Source organism: Bacteroidota bacterium, from assembly GCA_020161395.1.
In the GTDB taxonomy this organism is placed as follows: domain Bacteria; phylum Bacteroidota; class Ignavibacteria; order Ignavibacteriales; family Ignavibacteriaceae; genus UTCHB3.
In genome coordinates this window covers 1-20,030 of record JAIUOE010000017.1, presented here as the reverse complement: position 1 = coordinate 20,030, position 20,030 = coordinate 1, and the positions used below count along the sequence as shown (strand labels likewise).

The 20,030-nt window shown below is 41.4% G+C and carries 14 protein-coding genes and 1 tRNA gene; 4 read left to right on the top strand and 11 right to left on the bottom strand.

Features of this window, described 5'->3' with window-relative positions; translation table 11 throughout:
* Positions 1 to 6: 6 nt before the first annotated feature.
* From hppD to LCH52_16590, 3 genes are all read right to left on the bottom strand, one after another.
* Positions 7 to 1,113, bottom strand: coding sequence for a 4-hydroxyphenylpyruvate dioxygenase (hppD, locus tag LCH52_16600; protein ID MCA0390110.1), 1,107 nt, complete (start codon positions 1,111 to 1,113; stop codon positions 7 to 9).
* Positions 1,114 to 1,371: 258 nt separating this feature from the next.
* Complete coding sequence (locus LCH52_16595; GenBank protein MCA0390109.1) at positions 1,372 to 2,988, bottom strand: sodium-dependent transporter; 1,617 nt, start codon at positions 2,986 to 2,988, stop codon at positions 1,372 to 1,374.
* A 1-nt stretch (position 2,989) separates the two neighbouring features.
* Positions 2,990 to 4,540 carry a dicarboxylate/amino acid:cation symporter gene (locus LCH52_16590; protein MCA0390108.1) on the bottom strand — a complete coding sequence of 517 codons (1,551 nt, stop codon included), beginning with the start codon at positions 4,538 to 4,540 and terminating at the stop codon, positions 2,990 to 2,992.
* 148 nt (positions 4,541 to 4,688) lie between these two features.
* On the opposite strand from LCH52_16590, the gene LCH52_16585 reads away from it, so the two are divergent.
* Together LCH52_16585 and polA are read left to right on the top strand one after the other, a co-directional pair.
* Positions 4,689 to 6,110, top strand: a complete 1,422-nt coding sequence (locus LCH52_16585; protein ID MCA0390107.1) for an amino acid permease — start codon at positions 4,689 to 4,691, stop codon at positions 6,108 to 6,110.
* Positions 6,111 to 8,897 carry a DNA polymerase I gene (gene polA, locus LCH52_16580; GenBank protein MCA0390106.1) on the top strand — a complete coding sequence of 929 codons (2,787 nt, stop codon included), beginning with the start codon at positions 6,111 to 6,113 and terminating at the stop codon, positions 8,895 to 8,897. It begins immediately after the preceding gene.
* A 25-nt stretch (positions 8,898 to 8,922) separates the two neighbouring features.
* Here the strand turns inward: polA and hpnE are convergent, their stop codons facing one another.
* The 8 genes from hpnE to LCH52_16540 all read right to left on the bottom strand — a co-directional run bounded on the left by hpnE (position 8,923) and on the right by LCH52_16540 (position 17,436).
* Entirely contained in the window at positions 8,923 to 10,251 is a 1,329-nt protein-coding gene (gene hpnE / locus LCH52_16575; protein MCA0390105.1) for a hydroxysqualene dehydroxylase HpnE, read from the bottom strand.
* Positions 10,251 to 11,096, bottom strand: coding sequence for a presqualene diphosphate synthase HpnD (hpnD, locus tag LCH52_16570; protein ID MCA0390104.1), 846 nt, complete (start codon positions 11,094 to 11,096; stop codon positions 10,251 to 10,253). Before hpnD ends, hpnE begins: the two co-directional genes overlap by 1 nt.
* Complete coding sequence (gene hpnC / locus LCH52_16565) at positions 11,096 to 11,938, bottom strand: squalene synthase HpnC (GenBank protein ID MCA0390103.1); 843 nt, start codon at positions 11,936 to 11,938, stop codon at positions 11,096 to 11,098. The genes hpnD and hpnC overlap by 1 nt, the downstream gene beginning before the upstream one ends.
* Positions 11,939 to 12,043: 105 nt before the next feature.
* Positions 12,044 to 12,421, bottom strand: a complete 378-nt coding sequence (locus LCH52_16560) for a hypothetical protein (GenBank protein MCA0390102.1) — start codon at positions 12,419 to 12,421, stop codon at positions 12,044 to 12,046.
* Between the two features lie 198 nt (positions 12,422 to 12,619).
* Positions 12,620 to 12,703 (bottom strand) — tRNA-Leu (locus LCH52_16555).
* A 56-nt stretch (positions 12,704 to 12,759) separates the two neighbouring features.
* Positions 12,760 to 14,991: a PBP1A family penicillin-binding protein gene (locus LCH52_16550; GenBank protein ID MCA0390101.1), complete on the bottom strand. Its 2,232-nt coding sequence runs from the start codon at positions 14,989 to 14,991 to the stop codon at positions 12,760 to 12,762.
* Complete coding sequence (locus LCH52_16545; GenBank protein ID MCA0390100.1) at positions 14,991 to 15,743, bottom strand: UDP-2,3-diacylglucosamine diphosphatase; 753 nt, start codon at positions 15,741 to 15,743, stop codon at positions 14,991 to 14,993. The genes LCH52_16550 and LCH52_16545 overlap by 1 nt, the downstream gene beginning before the upstream one ends.
* Entirely contained in the window at positions 15,736 to 17,436 is a 1,701-nt protein-coding gene (locus LCH52_16540) for a M1 family metallopeptidase (protein ID MCA0390099.1), read from the bottom strand. Before LCH52_16540 ends, LCH52_16545 begins: the two co-directional genes overlap by 8 nt.
* Positions 17,437 to 17,610: 174 nt before the next feature.
* Here LCH52_16540 and LCH52_16535 point away from each other — a divergent pair, with 174 nt between their 5' ends.
* A complete protein-coding gene (locus LCH52_16535) occupies positions 17,611 to 18,000 on the top strand; it encodes a hypothetical protein (GenBank protein ID MCA0390098.1) in 390 nt (129 codons plus the stop codon).
* A 175-nt stretch (positions 18,001 to 18,175) separates the two neighbouring features.
* A complete protein-coding gene (locus LCH52_16530; GenBank protein MCA0390097.1) occupies positions 18,176 to 19,873 on the top strand; it encodes a T9SS type A sorting domain-containing protein in 1,698 nt (565 codons plus the stop codon).
* The last annotated feature ends 157 nt before the right edge of the window (positions 19,874 to 20,030 follow it).

The following is a 20,030-nucleotide window of genomic DNA, read 5'->3' as shown; positions in this document are numbered from 1 at the left end:
TCTTGATTAAAAGTTTCCTCTTGCTGCCTGATCTCTCTCGATCGCTTCAAAGAGTGCCTGGAAGTTACCTTTTCCAAACCCCTGGCTTCCACCCTTTCTCTGAATTACTTCGAAGAAAAATGTAGGTCTGTCACCGACGGGTTTTGTGAAAATCTGCAACAAATAACCGTCACTTTCGGGATCAAGAAGAATGCCGTAATGTTTCAGTTCGTCAATGTTTTCTTCAACCTTGAGGTCTTTTTCCTTCAACATCTGATAATAGGTGTCAGGCGGAGTACTCAGGAACTCAATTCCATTTTTTCTCATTGCTGAAATAGTCTCAATGATATTATCTGTTCTGATGGCGATGTGTTGAATTCCCGTCCCGCAAAACTCTTCGATATACTCTTCAATCTGCGATTTTTTCAATCCTTTGTAAGGTTCATTCACGGGATTTCGGATTATGCTGTCCTCAGATCTTACAACTTTGGACAGGAGTGAGGAATACTGTGTACCAATGTCGCCCGCTTTAAAATCGACAAAAGTTTCAAAACTGAGGGATGCATTCATGTAGTCAACCCAGAAATTCATTTCATTTTCGCGTACATTCCCGACGATATGATCAATTATTTGAAGACCTGTTTCGTGAGTTTCAACTTCATAATTTTGAACAGGTTCACCAAATCCGGGTCGGAAAAGTCCCTTATATTCGTCGTGATTAACGAATGAGATTTCGGCATCATCATAGAGTTTTATCGCTGCTTCAAAATAGAGTCCGTTTTCATCCTTCACTTCCCTTGGCTTTATTGTGGGAATCGCTCCGTTGGTAATGGCATGATTAAACGCATATTCAACATCATTTACATTGAGAGTCCATCTTTTTACTCCGTCACCATGGCGTTGGAGGAAGTTGTAAATCTCGTAATTTTCAGGTTTAACGGGTGATGTAACAACAATTTTGAGATTGTTTTTTTGCAGAAGGTAGGAAACCTTGTTTTTCACTCCGGTTTCAGGACCTGAATAAGCGGTAATTTTCATGCCGGTAGCTTTGGCAAACCAGTATGCCCATATTTTTGCCGTACCGACAAAAAACTCGACATAATCGTAGCCTCTGATTCCCAGTTTATTAGCCATTTGATCTCCGGTATTAATGGTTAGTAAGAGGAATAAAAGAATAATTAAAATTTAATTCCCTAAAATAATAATAAACTGCAGGTCGGGAAACTCTAAAATAAGTCACCTGACCTGCAGATCAAAAATTCAATTTCTACTCTTCTCCGTCATGGCTGTGCTGTGTCTTAAGCGCTTTTACCATAAAGTAAACAGTGAAGAAAATTATAACCGACCATGTCGGGATCATCATAAGAAGTGCTGAAGTACTCATTTATCTACTTAAATCCTTTCTTCTTTTAATCTGATTTTCCATGCAACAAATATCAGAATGCCAACTGTTGCATAGACCGATAACAAAAGCAACCGTGTTAGATTTATAACAAGAATCTTCTCGGGGTCGTCAATTCCGATATGAAAAAGTGTTCCCAGAACGCTTGATGGATCGAGATTCCAACCCTGCCCGTTGAACAAACCTGAAAATGATTCAATCCACTTACCTCCGACAGGTTGTATCATGGAACCGACAAAAACCAGACCTATGAAGGTGGGGGTAACATATTTCAGAATATATTTAAAGATCACGGGAATTTTAATATCGGCTCCCCTGTTGATTTCTTCCCAGGCGTTATCGATTCCAAATATCCAAAGAAAGATGATGGATTCCGCAAGGGCAAAAACCACGAGAGAGAAAGTACCTGCCCAAAAATCATATTCGTCAAAGGCACCATGGTCATAAAGCAGAATTGTCGGTAGAGCAAGCACCACCACTGCGAGACCGAATACCCAGGTGGACTTCTCTCTGCTGAATTTGAAGGAGTCCTGAAGGAATGCCATGACGGGTTGCCCCATGGCAATCGAACTCGTTATACCCGCAAAAAACAACAGCCCAAACCAGGTAAAACCGCCAAGTGCGGAAAGGAGTGGTCCCCAGTTCTCGAAAAGCATCGGAAGGGTCATAAATGACATCCCGAACCCGCTGAAGGTGCTCAGTGATGCAAGCCCCAAATAAGCCACTGCAATCGGGATTACAACCGATCCACCGAGAATAACCTCAACAAATTCATTCATAAATCCGGCTGTGGCAGCATTTAGCGCCACATCATCATTTTTCCTCAAATATGCAGCATAACAGTGAATTGAACCCATACCGACTGACAAAGTGAAAAATACCTGTCCGGCGGCAGCAAGCCAGACCTTCGGATTTGACAAAGAATCAAAGTGAGGTGTCCAAAGGAAATTCAAACCGGCGACAGCATCCTCCACCGCCCCGTACTCTCCTGCATCAAGTGTCAGTGCTCTAATTGCAAGAAAAATGCCAAAGAGAATCAGCAGAGGCATCAAGATCTTGCTGGCTTTTTCTATGCCCGCACTTATTCCACGCGAGAGAACCCAGAGATTCAGCCCAATGGTTACAAAAAAGAAAAACAGCGCCACCGGAGAAAAATTAATAAATCCATCGCCGGTACCGAGATAACTTTTAAAATACTGAATTACTTCGGATTGATTCATACCGTTGAAGACATCTGCAACGGAAAATACGGTGTAGGCAAGAGTCCAGGATTCGATATAACAATAATAGGCAGCCACTACCAGATTTGTGAATATACCAAAAATTCCAAAATACTTAAGAAGTTTTGATCTTCCCAGCACATCCAACATTCCGGGGGTTGAGTGATGCCCGTGCTGTCCGCCGTGTCGTCCGATTGCCCATTCAACCCAGAGAAGTGGAATGCCCATCACTGCGAGGGAAACCAGATACGGGATAATAAAAGCTCCTCCGCCATTTTGTATTGCCTGTGCAGGAAATCTTAGGAAATTACCAAGACCAACTGCATTTCCTGCAACGGCGAGTATGAGACCAAGTCTCGACGCCCATCTCTCTTTAGTACCACTCATTCTATATTCCTGTTCCTGTTTTTGTTTCGATTAACTCATTTTCACTTTGTGCTATGATAACGGCTCCGGCAGCATCCCCTGTAACATTTGTGATTGTTCGACACATATCCAAAATTCTGTCTATACCAAGTATGAGAGCAATCCCCTGTTCAGGAACCCCCACGGATTTTAAGATTATAATAAGCATGATTATTCCCACTCCGGGAACGGGAGCAGTACCTATTGATGCCAGAACAGCCATAAAAACAACTGTAATCTGCTGAGCGAGTGACAATTCCATGCCATAGACCTGTGCAATAAACACAGTGGCAACACCTTGATACAAAGCTGTTCCGTCCATGTTGATCGTTGCACCCAGCGGTAAAACAAAGCTGGTGATCGATTTTGAAACTCCGAGGTTCTCCTGACAACACTCCATGTTTACCGGAAGTGTCGCTGCCGAGGAACTGGTACTGAATCCAACAAGTTGCATCGGTCTTATGCCCTTAAAGAACTTAAGGATGCTAAACTTCGTAAATATTTTTAAAAGTAAACTGTAGGTACCTGCCGTATGCAAAAAGAGTCCCAGCAAAACCGTAACCGCATACCACAAAAGCGTTTCGAGTATGTTGAACCCAAATTCCGAGACTGTGGCAGCTATCAGTGCAAACACACCAACAGGTGCAAATTTCATGATTACATCTATCATCTTAATCATAATGTCGCTGAGTGCATCAAAAAAATTGAGCATTAACTTCGATTTCTCTTTATCCGCAAAAGTCAAAACCATCCCGAAGAAAACCGCGAAGAAAACAATCTGCAGCATCTCACCCTGTGAAAGTGCTGCAAAGGGATTTTTTGGTATCATCTCGACAATCATCTTTATTCCGTCAAACTCAACATCACTCCCGATTTTGTCCTGTGTATCCTGTGAATAGGTTTGCAGAAGGTTATTCTTGGTGGTCTCATTCATCCTTTCACCGGGTTGAATTACATTTGCAAGTACAAGCCCGATTGTCACTGCAAATGCAGTAGTCAGAATGTAGTAGGTTAATGTCTTGGACCCGATTCTTGCGAACTTTTTGATGTCACCAAGACTCGCAGCACCCGCTATCAGACTCGCCAGTACTAAAGGAACGGCGACCAGATTCAACAAACGAATGAAAATATCGCCAAGCCATCTTATCCATGTTGCAGGAGTTTTCTCATTTCGCACCATTCTCACATCAGTGTAGAGTTCTGTTTTTTTGATCTGTTTTGATTCATCAGAAGAGACAGAGACGGCAATGAGGTCAACAGCAAATCCCGCTTTTTTGAATGATTTAAAGGTGTTTATCAGCTTTGGCTTTTCGCCGGTTTTGAAAGAGACAGAATCTTTGATGTTTTGGGCGGGGTCCTTCTTTAAAAGAATGACAGAACTCCAGTCAGTAATACTCTGTTCTGTTTTTTCCTTTTTATCCATAAAGGATACTACGAAATTGTTCTCATCGACATTGAACCATGCACCAAAAAGGGCACCTGCTATAAGTGCAATCAATATCTGTGTGTGAAGTGGCGGCAGTTTAAACTTCATGAATTTTCCGGATATCAGAGATTTTTTTGTGAAGCATTCTTTAAAAAACAAAAATAATCAGTATTATTGAAACTTGAAACGATTAATTTTAAAAAATCATCAAATCATCATTTTTTTAGTAATATATTCACCACCCTCCTTCAAATAAATGAACAATAACAGTAAAAACGATTTATTACGCAAACTTACGCTTACGGGCGCAACCATGATTGTTGCAGGATCAATGATCGGTTCCGGAATCTTTCGTAAGCCTGCCACCATGGCAGGGCAGCTTCTTTCACCGGAACTTTTGATAATTGTGTGGATTGCTGCGGGCCTCATCACACTGGTTGGTGCATTAATTAATGCAGAAATAGCCGGTATGATAGACGCCACGGGAGGACAGTACATTTACTTCAAAAAGATGTACGGTGACTTCACATCCTACATGTATGGCTGGTCGGTTTTATCGGTAATTCAGACTGGAAGTCAGGCTGCCATAGCTTATGTTTTTGCGGAATATCTGAATTCCTATCTTCAGATTGGAGGGTTGTCTCCTTCGATGGCGGGGTTTGAGGTCTATATGCCCTTTGTCGGGATGATAAAGCCATTTGCAGAGTTTGGCACGAAATCGATTGCCATTTGTGTGACTCTATTGCTTACCGGTATAAATTATATCGGAGTTTTCTTCGGTGGAATAGTCCAGACAATCGTCACTTTCGTGAAAATCGGTTCGATTCTGGGGCTAACAGTTCTTATCTTCCTTCTTGGTGACGGCTCTGCTTCAAATTTTTCAAACGGTTTTTCGATGCCTGCTGAAACAGCTTCAAACATAGTCTCTCTTTTTGGTCTCGCACTGGCAGGTGCATTCTGGGCATATGACGGATGGAACAATGTAACCTTTGTTAGTGGTGAAATAAAAAATCCTCAGAGGAATGTTCCTCTCGCTCTCCTTTGGGGAACTCTGATAGTTATTGCAGTATATGTATTAATTAACATGGCTTTTCTCTATGTGCTTCCAATTGATGAAATGAAAAATTCCGACCTTGTTGCAAGAAGTGCTGCCGAAAAAATCTTTGGAATTGCCGGCGGGACAGTGATTTCGATTGCGGTAATAATATCAGCTTTTGGAGCTCTCAACGGAAGTATCCTGGCGACTGCGAGGGTCCAGTACGCCATGGCAAGAGAGGGTATGTTCTTCCAAAGCCTTGGAAAAGTTCACCCTAAATTCTGCACACCTCATGTTTCACTTCTGGTTCAGGGAATCTGGTCGGCGGTTCTCGTCTTGTCAGGATCTTTCGATACCATCAGCGATTATGTCATTTTTGCTGCATGGTTGTTCTATATGCTCGGCGCTGCCGGAGTTTTTGTATTAAGAAAGAAAATGCCTGATACACCGAGACCCTATAAGGTCTGGGGATATCCTTACACTCCCGCTCTTTTTGTAATTTTCTCCTTTTTATTTTTGGTAAATACCGTTGTTTCGGATACCAAAAACGCCATGATGGGACTGATGCTCATTCTCAGCGGACTCCCCTTCTATTTCTACATCAAATACAGAAATAAAAAACAGGAAAGCAAGAATCAGTAAATGAAAAAGATTGTTCTTATTGATGCGATGGCTATCGCATACAAAGCTTATTTCGCATTCATCACCCGACCGCTTCGCACAAAGTCCGGCGAACCCACTTCAGCCATATTCGGTTTTTTCAATCAATTGTTCAGATATCTTGAAGAGATAAAACCCGATTCTGTTATCGTTGCTTTCGACTCCAAAGAAAAGACTCTAAGAGCTGAAAGATTTGAACAATATAAAGCCAACCGCGCTGAAATGCCGGAAGAACTCATTCCACAGATTGGAAAAATCAAGGAGATCCTTGAGGCAATGGCAATCCCTGTCTTCGCAATGCCTAAAATCGAGGCTGATGATATAATAGGAACAATGTCCCGGCTTGCTGAAGAGGATGGTTATGCTGTATATATGGTGTCTCCTGATAAAGATTATTTTCAGCTTGTCACACAAAATGCATTTCTCGTAAGACCCGGCATCAAAGGAGAGGATTTTGACATTTACGATGTGGCATCCGCCAAACAAAAACTCGAGATCGAACCTTCACAAATGATCGATTATCTCGCACTGATTGGAGATAAAAGTGATAACATTCCCGGGGTTGCCGGTATTGGAGAAAAAACTGCCATCCCCCTTATTCAACAGTTCGGTACTCTCGAAGCAATCTATGAGAATCTCGATAAAATTTCCTCCAATTCTGTAAGAACAAAACTTGAGACAAACAGGGATAACGCCTTTCTTTCAAAGGAGTTGGCTACAATCGACCTGAATATCGATTTAAAATTTGATCCCGACAAGGCAACCATTGGTGATATCAATTTTCAGCTACTCGAAAAACATTTCAAAGACCTGGAATTAAGGACACTCTGGTTGAAGGCAACCAAATATTTTAATTATTCTCCCGAACAGGTACAAACGACAACTCAACCGGGCGTGGATGAGAGCGATTCTGACGATGAAAAGAGCAAATCTTTCGATCCAAAAGCGGTTTCCTACAAACTTGTTAAAACTGTTGATGATGCTCTAAAACTCGCCGGGTATCTTTCGGGTCACGAACTTTTTGTCTTTGATACTGAAACTGATTCTCTGAATATCTTTAATGCACGCATAGCAGGTGTCTCATTTGCTGTCAAGGAGAAGGAGGCATTTTTTGTCGCTCTTGAGCCCGATACCCGTACTGTTGACATGTTCTCAACCCGTGTTGAGGAAAGGTTGCCGCTTTCAGAATTCAAAAAAATCTTCTCACCTTTGTTCGCAAATCCTGCAATTAAAAAAGTGTGTCAGAACGGAAAATACGATATTGCAATCCTGAGAACTGCGGGTATAGAAGTTAAAGGTTTCCACTTTGACACGATGGTTGCCTCCTATGTTATCGATCCTGACAAAAAACACGGAATGGATGATCTGGCATCCCAGTGGTTGAATTATGATACAATACACCTCTCAACTCTCATCGGTGTGAAGAAAGACCCTTCAATAATCTTTGATGTCGATCTGAATGCCTTGTCAATTTACAGTTGCGAAGACGCTGACATTACTTTCAGATTATACAATGTACTCAGTAAAAGAATTGAAGAGGATGGATTGCATCACCTCGCCTTTGATATCGAGTTCCCTCTGGTTGAAGTGCTGGAAGACATCGAAAGAAACGGTGTGAATATTGACAGCATGATGCTAAAACAGCTCTCCCAGGATCTTGAGCTGATGATGATGGAAACGGCACGAAATATTTACTCAGTGGCGGGTGAGGAATTCAACATCAATTCACCTCAGCAGATGCAAAAGATACTGTACGAAAAATTAAGTCTGACTTCGGGCAAGAAGACAAAAACAGGCTATTCAACAGATGCCCAAACTTTGGAATCGCTCCGCGGTCAGCATGAGATAATTGACATGATCCTCTCGTTTCGGCAGCTTTCCAAATTAAAATCGACCTATGCCGACTCCCTGCCGACACTGATCGAGAAAAGAACAGGTAAAGTTCATACATCATTCAACCAGACGGTGGCATCCACGGGAAGACTCTCATCGAATGATCCCAATCTGCAAAACATTCCGATTAGGACAGACCTCGGAAAAGAGATACGGAAGGCGTTTGTACCTTCTTCAAAAGATAATGTGATACTCAGTCTCGATTATTCCCAGATTGAATTGCGAATAATGGCTTCCATCTGCGGGGATGAATACCTGACACAAGCATTTATAGACGGTGAAGATATTCACAGAAGGACGGCAGCACTCGTTTTCCGGGTAGATCCGGGTGAAGTAACGGCTGATATGCGCAGGAAAGCCAAAGAGGTGAATTTTGGAATTCTGTATGGTATTGGTGCCTTCGGACTGAAGATAAGGCTGGGAATAGCCCAGAACCACGCTAAAGAGATTATTGATACATACTTCGGCACATTCAAACGCGTTAAGGAGTTCATGGACAGCTCTATCGGTAATGCACGGGAAAAAGGATATGCCGAAACACTGACAGGCAGAAGAAGATACCTTCCGAATATCAACAGCAAGAATTTTGCAGTAAAGCAGTTTGAGGAGAGAGTTGCCATTAACATGCCAATTCAGGGAACTGCGGCTGACATGATCAAACTCGCCATGATAAAGGTACATGCTGCTCTGAATGATGGTGGATTCAAGACCAAAATGATACTGCAGGTTCACGATGAGCTTTTGTTCGATGCACCAAAATCGGAACTCGAGACGGTCACTCCCCTGATCAGGAATCTGATGGAACAGGCTCTCCCGTTAAATGTTCCTGTTATCGTGGAGTCGGGATATGGAGAAAACTGGCTGGATGCCCACTAATGCCGGGAAGGTAAAACCCTCCGGATCAGGCATTTTGATTTTTTGAAATAATCAGGTTGGCGGCAGTCTTCCCGCTCATTACCGCACCCTCAATGGTAGCCGGGAGTCCTGTGTCGGTCCAGTCTCCTGCGAGGTACAGGTTTTCCAGTCCGGTTTGGGACGGGAGTCGATAATCCAGATTCTTCCCTCCACAAACGAATGTCGCCCGTTTTTCTTTTATCATCTTATGAGCGGTTACTGTTGAAGGTTTTATACCTAAACAATTCTCGAGTTCACTCAACACAATTTTGATTATTTCCGGTTCTTCTTTGGCGTTCCAGTCGGTTGAGGCACTTGTAACCGTGGTTATATAGTCGCCATGATTAAAAACCCATTGAACCGGAGAGTTAATCAAGGCAACAAATTCTGTATTTAGAGGGTTATTGTTTAGCTTTAAATGAAATGTTGTGATGGATGAATATTCCATCTCACCATTCTCAATTTCCGGAAAAACCCCGGATATCCCGTCAATTTTTTTTAATGCAAAGTGAGGAATCGCCAAAACTGTATTTTCAGGATTTTCGATCGTTCTGTCTCTGAATTTAAGAGAAACGACCCGTCCCACCACGGTATCTATGCTTTCCAACGGATTGCCAAAATTGACCGAACCTCCCTTTTCCTCAATCAGTTTGATTGCATTATCAACAAAAAGCTCACTTAACCCGCATTTCGGAACGATTATTTTTGAATTATTCTTCCCTTTCAGGAATATCTCTCTGAGAACCTTTGCGAATATTAATGCTGAGGTTTTCTCCGGAGGTGAGTTCATCGCCCCCACACAAAGGATTTCCCAAATACCTTTATAAAGTTCACCGGTTTGCCCTTCTCTCTTTAACCATTCCGAAACCGCAAGATTTGATAATGAGTTATCACTCACAAACCTCAGTTTTTGGATAAACTGAATGGCTTTTAGTTTTTGCCTGAAGGTCAGGTAATCGTATCGAAGAATTGCCTGAAGTAAATTAAGAGGATATGGCAGACCTCCACTCTCCAAAAGGTATGATTTTCCGCCTTTCGAGACATATCGAACGCTCATCCTTTCCTGAACCGAAATTTTATCCATTGCTCCAATTTTCTTAAGGAAGGAAAGAGTATCGCGGTAACAGCCCATTAAAATGTGCTGTCCATTGTCGATTATAAATTCATCTGCCTGACCAGAAGAAGTGCCGGAGTGAAAATAGTGAGGAATCGAATTTGCCCTGCCGCCTCCCTTTTTTGTGGATTCGAACAGATCAACTTTACAGTCTTTTAAGGAGAGTTCCACTGCCGCAGACAGACCTGCAAGTCCTGCCCCGACAACAATTGCTTGTGGCATTAGTAAACTAATCTATACTTTGCCCAGACTCCGAGGGAGATACCAACCTTCTCGACTTTGGAGAGATTAACATTCCGGTTGTAGATATCGTATTTTTCGTGGATTATGTTTTTAAGGATCCGGAAATAGATATGCTGCATTGCCCGGGCAGCAAACATGTTCCCTTTGTCTTCTTTGTTCAGTGCTGCAGTGGCTTTATTAAAATATTCAATGGCTCTGGATACCTGAAACTCCATGAGTTTGATAAAATTGTCGTTATAAACCGAATCAAGGAGATCTTCTTCCGAGTAACCGAACTTTTTTAAATCCTCTAGGGGGAGATATATTCTGTCTTTTTCCGCATCCTTTTTAATATCTCTTAGAATATTCGTCAGTTGAAGTGCGATTCCAAGATTTTCTGCAAATTCCTGTGCACTGCGATGCTTATATCCAAATATTTCAATGCACATCAAACCGACAGTGGACGCGACACGGTAACAGTATATTCTAAGCTGTTCGAAAGTATCATATCTCCGAAACTTAAGATCCATTTCCATCCCTTTGATGAGCTCAAAAAACGGTTCAACAGGAATGTTAAACTGTTTGATGGTCATCGCAAGCCTGTTCATCAAGGAGTATGTAGAAGTTCCATTAAAAGCATGCTCAAGTTCCACTCTCCAATGAGTCAACAGATTGCTCTTTTCTTCGGGAGTGTGAATTTCTTCATCGACAATGTCATCAGTTTCACGACAAAATGCATAGACAGTCGTCATGGCATCCCGTTTCTGCGCAGGTAACAGATTAAAAGCGTAGTAGAAGCTGCTGTTGCTCTTCTTTGAAATTTCTTTTGCTTGTTCTAATGACATTAAAAAATCGATCTAATGAATAAATAAAAATAATCGAATTTGCTCAAAGATGGACGAATCATATGCGACCTGTAACCACCCGATCTGATTTTCTCCAAAATCGACAATCCGCCATAATAAGTGGCTGATATTTGAATCCGCAATCTTCCTCGTAACAAACCAGTAAGGGGTTGCCCGTCCTTCATGATGGATTCTGCCCTGTCTACCTGTGATCTAATCAGCTCTGAAACATTGAATTGCTCGGGAGAGAATATTAGTTTCTCCGGATCAATTCCATAAGATAGAATTTCCTCAATGGGAATATATAATCTATTTCGTTTAAAGTCAACTGAAAGATCCTGATAAAAATTTATTAATTGAAGAGCGGTGCATATTTTATCTGAATAGTTACTGAATTTCTCGTCTCTGATGTCATGTAACTGCAATATAAGTCTTCCGACAGGGTTGGCAGACCTGCTGCAATAATCCAAAATATCTGTAAATTTTTCATATCTGGTCTCGCTTATATCCTGACGAAATGCGGAAATTAAATTCCGGAACATCTGACTGTCAAGATTTCGAGTGTAAACTGTATTTGCCAGCGCCTCATCCAGTTCGTCATGATAATTTCCTTTTAAGGATTCCTCGAACCTTTCAAGAAATCTGTCGAGTGCCTCCTCCCTCTCCTGCTGGGGTGCATCACCTTCATCGGCAATGTCATCAGAAGTTCTGGCAAACCAGTATATGATTGCCACATCTTTTCTCAATTTCGACGGAACAAACATCGAGACAACAGGGAAATTTTCGTAATGTGCACCGGCAAGTTGAAGTGCCTCCGCATAACCCGGCAATACTTTTTCCATCTTCCTCATTTATATTTAAAGTAAACGGTTCTCCCTCCTCCAAAGAAGAAACAGGAAGAACCGTAAATCAACTTCCAACAAGTAAAACTAACTCATTCGCAAACCTTATTCAGATTCTGCGGCGTCCACAAATTCCTCAACCTCGGTTTTTAGATGAGTTTCAATCACTTTCAACATGTCTTTAATGATAAAAAGATGTTCCTCAGTCAGTCCATCTTTAAAATGCACATCTATGTTATGACCTGCAACATGAATACAGAACCTGTTTTTACCGGAAAGAATACTTTCCAGCAATTCTTTTTCATAAAGAAGCTTTAGAAGATATTCAGCATTCTCTTTAACATTGTGGGCATGATTAAATGCTTTTTTAATCCTGTCAGCGTTGATCGATGCGTCCTGAAACTTTGCGAGTTTTTCGGCAGCATTGTTAAAATCAAACATTTGATGTGTCAAATGCTGATTTTTTGAAAGCGCGGATTCCATAACGGATACTCCTGATTATTTATTCTGTTTACACGATACTAACGGTGGTTTGGGAACAAACCATAATTCTGTTATCAAAGATAAAGAATTTTTTATACTGTATGTTATAACCTAATAACTAAAAACGACATAATCAAGTGATTTGGGAAAAAAATAAAAAAAAAGCTGAAGAAAAATCTTCAGCTTGTCAAAAATGAGTGCCCGAGACAGGAATCGAACCTGCATGTCGTAACCGACACTAGAACCTGAATCTAGCGCGTCTACCAATTTCGCCACCCGGGCAGATCAAAATTTAGAATGCAAATTTAATCATTTTTTTCGAAATAATCACACCTCTTTTACCATTCACTCCCTGATGTGTCGGTTTTTTTACTGCCACCGTCACCCACATGCGCTTTCTCGCAAACAGGAATGGCAGATGCTTCACTCGCCAGAACATAATCACTTACGGCAGGACAACCGGGGCCAGCCTTGGCGAGGAATCCTGTTCCGGAAGCACAAAGTTCAATTTTTATCAGGTTTGGAGCAGTAACAGGAAACTCTTCTTTCGGATAATTCTTCGCTCTATAGACAGCAGCCATAAAATCACCCCAAATTGGAAGCGCGGCAGTTCCTCCATACCCCCCCTGATATTTTATCCGGGCATCATCGAAGCCGATCCATACAAGGGCAACAATTCTGGGAGTAAATCCGGCGTACCAGGCATCTGTAAAATTCTGTGTGGTTCCCGTTTTTCCGGCAGCTGGAAAAGGAAATTTTCCTTTCAGCGAAGCAGCGGTTCCTGATTTCACAACATCCTCAAGCATGCTGATCATCATAACGGCAGTTTCTTCGGAGATAGCCCTCCATTTTGATGGAGAAAATGGTACAAATTCACTCTTATCTCGGTCTTCAATCTTCTTGAACCAGTTCGGAGCAATATACATGCCTTTGTTTGGAAAAACAGAGAAGGCACCTGCCAGTTCGAGAGGTACCACTTCAGATGAACCCAAGGCAATTGTGGCATCATCTGCAACAGGTGTCCTTAGCCCCATTTTCGAAGCCACATCCCTAATGGAACTGGTGCTCACTACACCATCTGCAATCATTCTTACTGCAACAATGTTGATCGAACGCTCCAAAGCTGTCCTTATGGGGAAGACTCCCCCGCTCGAACCGTCTGCGTTTTTAGGAGAATATCTTCCTTTCAACGGTTCGTTTGAAACTCTGAATTGCGGATAAACATTCGATTTCTCAATTGCTGAGGTGTAAAGGATTGCTTTATAAGTTGAACCTGGTTGTCTCCTGATCTGAGTTACATGATTCAGTCCGAATCCCCGGGTTGTATCGGTTCCACCGACCATTGCGAGGATATGACCCGTACCTACTTCAAGGGCTACAAATCCTGCCTGAACCCTTGTTGCTGCATACTTCACCGAATCAACGAATTTTTTATCTTTTTTGAGCTTGTTGTAGTAAGCCTGTTTCTCTTCCTTGGTAACAAGAATCTGATATTCTTCGTCGTTTTTTATCGCTTTGTCAAGAATATCATCAAGCAGTGCCTGCTTCCCACCCCAGCTCCAGTAACTGTCGAAACCCCGCTGCAATCTGTTCACATTGCTCACGACAGCCCGGTCAGCTATCATCTGCATCTCGAGATCGAGAGTGGTATAAATATTCAAACCGGCGGTCAGAACATCAATACCCGTGGCTTTTTCACTCTGAATCATCTCATTTTTCAGGTACTCCAGAAAGTATGGAGCTTTGTTAAGGAGCGCCTCTTTCTTCTCTCTCCTTATTTCGATTTTCATTCCTGAATACTTCCGGTACTCATCCTCTGTGAGAAATCCGTCGTCCATCATGTTCTTAAGCACCTGGTTTCTACGCTGGATTGATCTCTCGGGATACCGGATAGGATCAAAATAGGTGGGTGATTTTAACAATGCTACAAGAAGTGCCGATTTTTCAGGAGTCAATTCTTTCGTGGACACACCAAAGAAGTTTTTCGCAGCACTCTCAATTCCGTAGGAGCGGCGACCAAAATAGTTGAAATTCAAATACATCGTCAGAATTTCGGTTTTCGAGAAGGATCTTTCTATTTGAACCGCTGTAATCCACTCCCGTACTTTTCTCATCGCCAGTTCGGAAGAACTTTCGTCATTATCCTTAAACTTGTAAAGATTACGGGCGAGCTGCTGTGTGAGGGTACTGGCACCCTGCGGTTTTCCAAGGAAAATGGTTTTAACCGCTGATTTAATAATTCTGTCCACATCCACTCCCCAATGGTCAAAAAACTTCTTGTCCTCGGTGGAAATGAGGGCTTCAATCAGATTTTTAGGAATATCAGCGTACTGAACTTCGACACGATTCTCCACATAGAAGTGGCCCAACAATTCGCCCTTGGTATCAAAGACTTTGCTCGCCAGAAAAAATTTGGGATTTTCCAGCTCTTCCACAACAGGAAGCCCGGATTTTATCTTCACCCACATAATTGCAAAAGAAAACAGAAAGAGAACCAAAACTCCGCCGGCTATGAGCATTATTTTATGTTTCTTCTGTAATCTCGATCTTAAACTTTTATTTTCAGTCATTAATTCAAATCCGTAATGGTAAATCCTTTATCATCCAAAAGCCCGTAACAAGGTTGCTGAAACCAGGAACCGAGGTTTATGTATGCTCCGGAATCGTATTTTTCAAATTTTCTTTTATGAGAGTGTCCAAATATAACAAAATCGAACCCTTCTTTAATTTTTTCCTCTGCTACCGCCACCAGTCCATCCACTTTCCCGTAGTCTTTTCCACCGGTGTAGTGCCTGCTCCCCTTGCTCGTACCACGGGCAATTGCCAGGCCGAGGTCGGGATGAATCAACCCGTATAAGAACTGAACTGCTTTATTTCTTAATACAGCCTTAAGCACTCTGTAACCGCCGTCATTCTTAACATAACCGTCACCGTGAGCTATAAATAATTTTGAGTCGAGACATTTCATGATCAAATAATCTTCGATCAAATTCACAGAAAGCTCTTTTTGGAAAAAATCTCTGTGAAAAAAATCATGATTGCCGATCAGATAGTGTATATCCACTCCCCTCCGGCTACATTCATAAAGAGCCGCGAGAGTTCGAAAGAATCCTCTTTGATAAACCTGCCGGTACTCAAACCAGTAATCAAATAAATCCCCTGCTATGACAAGAGCACTTCCGCTCTCCGGCAAACGAAGAAAATCAACGAGTAGATCCTCTCTTTTTCCGTTCTGATTTTTTCCACCTGCACCAAGATGAAGATCAGAAATAAAGTAAACCTTCGAGTAATTTTTGTCGATTTGATCAGATTTTTTAATCATCAGCCATCCTGAACAATGAGTAATTTTCAGGGTCAAGTTCAAATTTTGACGGTTTGAAATCGAGATCAATGCTTAGCACCATTTCTCTCTCATTTAACCTGAATGTTTTAGTGACAGATTTTTTATCACCCGAAAATCGAATATCCATCAACATATTATAAGTTTTCTTCTCTTCCTGTACCTGTTTTAACTTCAGTGAAACTTTGTACCTGCCATTTTTTCCCTCAAACTGCATCTTTCCTGCCTGGAGTGAGACGATTCCCTCACCTGAAAAGATCCATTGATCAAAAAAATCATTAAAGTTCCTGCCCGAAATTTCATTGACGATTTCAACCAATCCTTTTGTATCAGCATTCGAGAATTTGTAACGGTTATAATATTCTTTCAGAAATTTAAAAAACTGTTCGTCACCGAGTTCGTGCCGGAGCATTCTCAATACCCACGCACCTTTAATGTATACCCCAGATGAGAAAATTTCTTCGGGTGCATAAATCGGACCGGAGAAATAATGAGGCTTCTTTTCCTCTTTCAAGGCTGGACCCAAATAATCCTGTCGCTCGCGTTTTCCGCTTTCTTCAAGATAGAGCCATTCAGCGAAGGTTGCAAATCCTTCATTCAGCCAAATATCTTTCCAGGTCAAGGGTGAAACGGAATTTCCGAACCACTGGTGTCCCAGTTCATGTACAAAGATATTCATGTTCGATGGATAGTTATCTATGAATCCACTCCCAAACCCGGATGCTGTCTGATATTCCATCGCTCCCATCTGCCAAAGAAAAGCCACGACAGAATACTTTTCCTTTTGGAAAGGGTATTCGCCAAAATACTTTTCCATGACTTTGATAAAATCTTTATGATCCTCAAGTATCCGCTTCAGTTTTACTTTTTGCCAGGGGAATCCAAAGACTGAAAGATTTAAATTTTTACCAGATATTCCATCAAATGTTCCATACTCAGCAACATATTTTGACGAATAAAAAGATATCAGATAAGTCGCAATTGGATAGTCCGTGCTCCAGTAAAATGTTTTTTTTGCTGAACCCGGTTTACTGGTAACAGAATCAAGATTCCCTGAAGAAACGGATGTAAATCCGGAGTCATTGGTGATTGCAAAATTTAATGTTGCCTTGTCTCCCGGAATATCATTACAAATCAACCAGTCGCGGGCATTTTCGGGTTCGTTCAAGGTATAAATTACCGGAAGATTGTTGATCCTGCCAAAAAAGAAATTTTTCCTGAGGGAGGGATTACCATCGTAACGGACTTTTACAATAAGAGTATCTTTTTTGAGTTTAGCAGAATTTATTCTAACCTTGTCACCTACTCTGGAAAACTCTGCCTTCTTCCCTTCAACGGCAAGTTCCTTTATTTCCATATCCTCTGATAAATCTAGTGATAAACCGACTGACTGATCAGTTGCCACAAGGGTGATTTCCACCGTGGATTCGATGTTTTTTTTCAGATAATCGATATCCAGCGAAATATCGTAATGCAGGACATCAATTCCGCTTTTCGACAGTGTATCATGAATCTCAAGTCTTTTTTTGAAACCGTACCATTCCGAGGTTTCACCGGATTTACTTGATTGATAATACAAACTGTTCCAACCGAACAATAAACCATAAACAGCAGCAAGAATAAATGTTGTCACAATCTTAAAATTTCGATATTTCATATTGCCAAAAATAACCATTCACGCTCAATAATTGTGCCTAAATTTAGGTATCAGCAACTCGATTAGCGATATTTAAGGAGTTATAAGACAGGTTCATCGGGTAAAATTAAGTATGTATCGAAATCTCTGATTTGTCGAAAAAGCTGATATTACTTTTGTTTCATAGAAATTTGAAATTCATGAAAGACCTTAATGATAGAATATGTTTATATAATCGCTGCCGCAATCGGAACCTTGACAATTTTATTTGGCGTGATGGCAGCAGTAATGCCTTCAAGAAAAGTGGAGGTACCGTTCGATCCTGTGAATACCGCCACTTTATTAAAATATTCCGTGTCCGACAATCACAGGGATGTACCTGTTTCAAACATGCATGATGATGATTACGCCGAAGAAGACAATTTTACAGAAATTCCATTTCAAACGACCAGACCCGTGAACAGCAACTACACAAACAATCAGGCTTATTATCCTTTGTCAGTCAGGGATTTCACAATTTCAGGCAGTAGAATTGTTCAGCCTGCAAGAAATAATTTCAAGGTTTACAACTCCTCGCGTCTGACACCTCTGCAGTTCAGATAAGAGGCTCTTTTCACAATTTAAGGTTACCCGCCCGGTAACCTTTTTTTATTTTAAAGTGCCCGATTACCTTAATCTTAATTTGTTATTAAAAAAAAATGTCGTAAATTTAGGAGTTAACTCAAATAACTCTCCGACCATGGGTGGAGAATCATCATCACAAATAAAGGAGTGCTTTATGAAAAAAGTAACAACTTTTTTTATGTCCCTTTTCCTAATCGTGGCTTTTATTAATCTTGAAGCTACCAATATAAAAAATCTCAAAAAAGATGAAGGCAGAGGCAGAGGCCACGCTGAAGATGGAACCTGGACGCTGCAGAATACCGGTTTTACCACTGCATCAAGAGGTATTAACTACATTTCCATCGTTAATAACAATGTAGTCTGGGCTGCTGCATACAACGGCACTTCAACAACAACATATATAACAGAATTCACCATGACCACCAACGGCGGTACCACATGGACACCGCGGACCGTTACCGGTTACACAAGTGGCTGGGGATCTTCAATGATCTTCGGTACAAGTGCAACTACTGCCTATATGCCTGTTTTCAACGCTTCGGCGGGTGGCGGAAGAATCCTGAAAACCACTGATGGTGGAGCAACTTTTACTCACCAGTCAACTGCAGCTTTTGCAGCTCCTGCAGGTTTCCCCAATGTTCTCCATTTCTTTAATGAGAATGAAGGCTTCACCATGGGCGATCCAAATGGCGGTTATTTTGAAATCTACACTACCACCAATGGTGGAACCAACTGGAACAGAGTACCAACAGGAAACATACCTGCTCCTGCTGCTTCAGATGAATACGGCGTCGTTGGTTATTATTCAGCCGTTGGAAACACAGCATGGTTTACCACAAACAAAAGCAGAATCTTTAAAACCACTGATAAAGGTGCAACCTGGACTGTTTCAACAACTCCGGTTGCAGTCGGCAACCAGTTCAAAATAGAGATGAAAGATGCAATGAACGGTATCATCCTTGATGTTGTTGCAGCTACACCTCTTTATTACAGAACTACTGACGGTGGTGCTACATGGACTCCCCTTCTTCCGACCGGTAATTTCTTTGATGGAGATTTCTGCTATGTCCCCGGTACCTTAAATGCTTATGTTTCAACAGGCAGTGCAACAGGATTCACAGGCGCTTCCTATTCACTCGATGACGGCTCCACATGGACTGACTTTACAGGTACACTTGGAATTCAGCACCTTGCGGTCTCATTTTTCGATAACACAACCGGCTGGGCAGGTGCTTTCAACACCAGTGCAACTGTTGGTGGTATCTATAAATTCAGCGGCAGAGTTGATCCTGTTCCTGTTGAGTTGACCTCGTTCACAGCGAATGCTTCGCAAAGTTCCGTTGTCCTCGTTTGGGAAACGGCAACCGAAGTAAACAACTACGGCTTCGAAATCGAGAGAAGCTTCGATAATGTAAATTTCTCGACTCTCGCATTCGTAAAAGGCAAAGGTTCGACCACAGAAAAACAAATTTATTCTTTTACAGATCAGACATCATTGACCGGAAAAACCTGGTACAGACTCCGTCAGGTTGATTTCGATGGAAGATTCGAGTATTCAGAAGTTATTTCAGTTGAAAATACAATTCCTGAATCATTCTCCCTGAATCAGAATTTCCCAAATCCTTTCAACCCTTCAACCAGAATTCAATTCTCGATTCCACAGGAAACACAGGTTGAACTGAGTATCTTTGATGCTTCAGGTAAACTTGTTGAAAATCTTGTATCAGGTGTGAAAACTGCCGGATACCATGAAGTTATTTGGAATGCTACTAACAACGCTTCCGGAATTTACTTTGCTCAAATAAAAGCCGGTAAATTCGTTAAAAACATCAAAATGACTTTGATGAAATAAGCGTTTGATATAATCTAAAAAAAAGAGGCTGTCTCGATAGTAAATATCCAGCAGCCTCTTTTTTTATGTCATTTTTCGTTTTTTTTGAATAACACCGGTAATTGTTCATTAACCAAAGTGACTTTTGTGTTTTTGATCAAAAAAAAAGGGTATTAAC

Excerpts from the sequence above, each read along its gene's own strand:
- polA (MCA0390106.1), top strand. The coding sequence starts at position 6,111 with ATGAAAAAGATTGTTCTTATTGATGCGATGGCTATCGCATACAAAGCT.
- hpnC (MCA0390103.1), bottom strand. The coding sequence starts at position 11,938 with ATGGAAAAAGTATTGCCGGGTTATGCGGAGGCACTTCAACTTGCCGGT.
- LCH52_16545 (MCA0390100.1), bottom strand. The coding sequence starts at position 15,743 with ATGATTAAAAAATCTGATCAAATCGACAAAAATTACTCGAAGGTTTAC.
- LCH52_16585 (MCA0390107.1), top strand. The coding sequence starts at position 4,689 with ATGAACAATAACAGTAAAAACGATTTATTACGCAAACTTACGCTTACG.
- hppD (MCA0390110.1), bottom strand. The coding sequence starts at position 1,113 with ATGGCTAATAAACTGGGAATCAGAGGCTACGATTATGTCGAGTTTTTT.
- LCH52_16560 (MCA0390102.1), bottom strand. The coding sequence starts at position 12,421 with ATGGAATCCGCGCTTTCAAAAAATCAGCATTTGACACATCAAATGTTT.
- LCH52_16595 (MCA0390109.1), bottom strand. The coding sequence starts at position 2,988 with ATGAGTGGTACTAAAGAGAGATGGGCGTCGAGACTTGGTCTCATACTC.
- LCH52_16550 (MCA0390101.1), bottom strand. The coding sequence starts at position 14,991 with ATGACTGAAAATAAAAGTTTAAGATCGAGATTACAGAAGAAACATAAA.
- hpnD (MCA0390104.1), bottom strand. The coding sequence starts at position 11,096 with ATGTCATTAGAACAAGCAAAAGAAATTTCAAAGAAGAGCAACAGCAGC.
- LCH52_16540 (MCA0390099.1), bottom strand. The coding sequence starts at position 17,436 with ATGGTTATTTTTGGCAATATGAAATATCGAAATTTTAAGATTGTGACA.
- hpnE (MCA0390105.1), bottom strand. The coding sequence starts at position 10,251 with ATGCCACAAGCAATTGTTGTCGGGGCAGGACTTGCAGGTCTGTCTGCG.
- LCH52_16530 (MCA0390097.1), top strand. The coding sequence starts at position 18,176 with ATGAAAAAAGTAACAACTTTTTTTATGTCCCTTTTCCTAATCGTGGCT.
- LCH52_16535 (MCA0390098.1), top strand. The coding sequence starts at position 17,611 with ATGATAGAATATGTTTATATAATCGCTGCCGCAATCGGAACCTTGACA.
- LCH52_16590 (MCA0390108.1), bottom strand. The coding sequence starts at position 4,540 with ATGAAGTTTAAACTGCCGCCACTTCACACACAGATATTGATTGCACTT.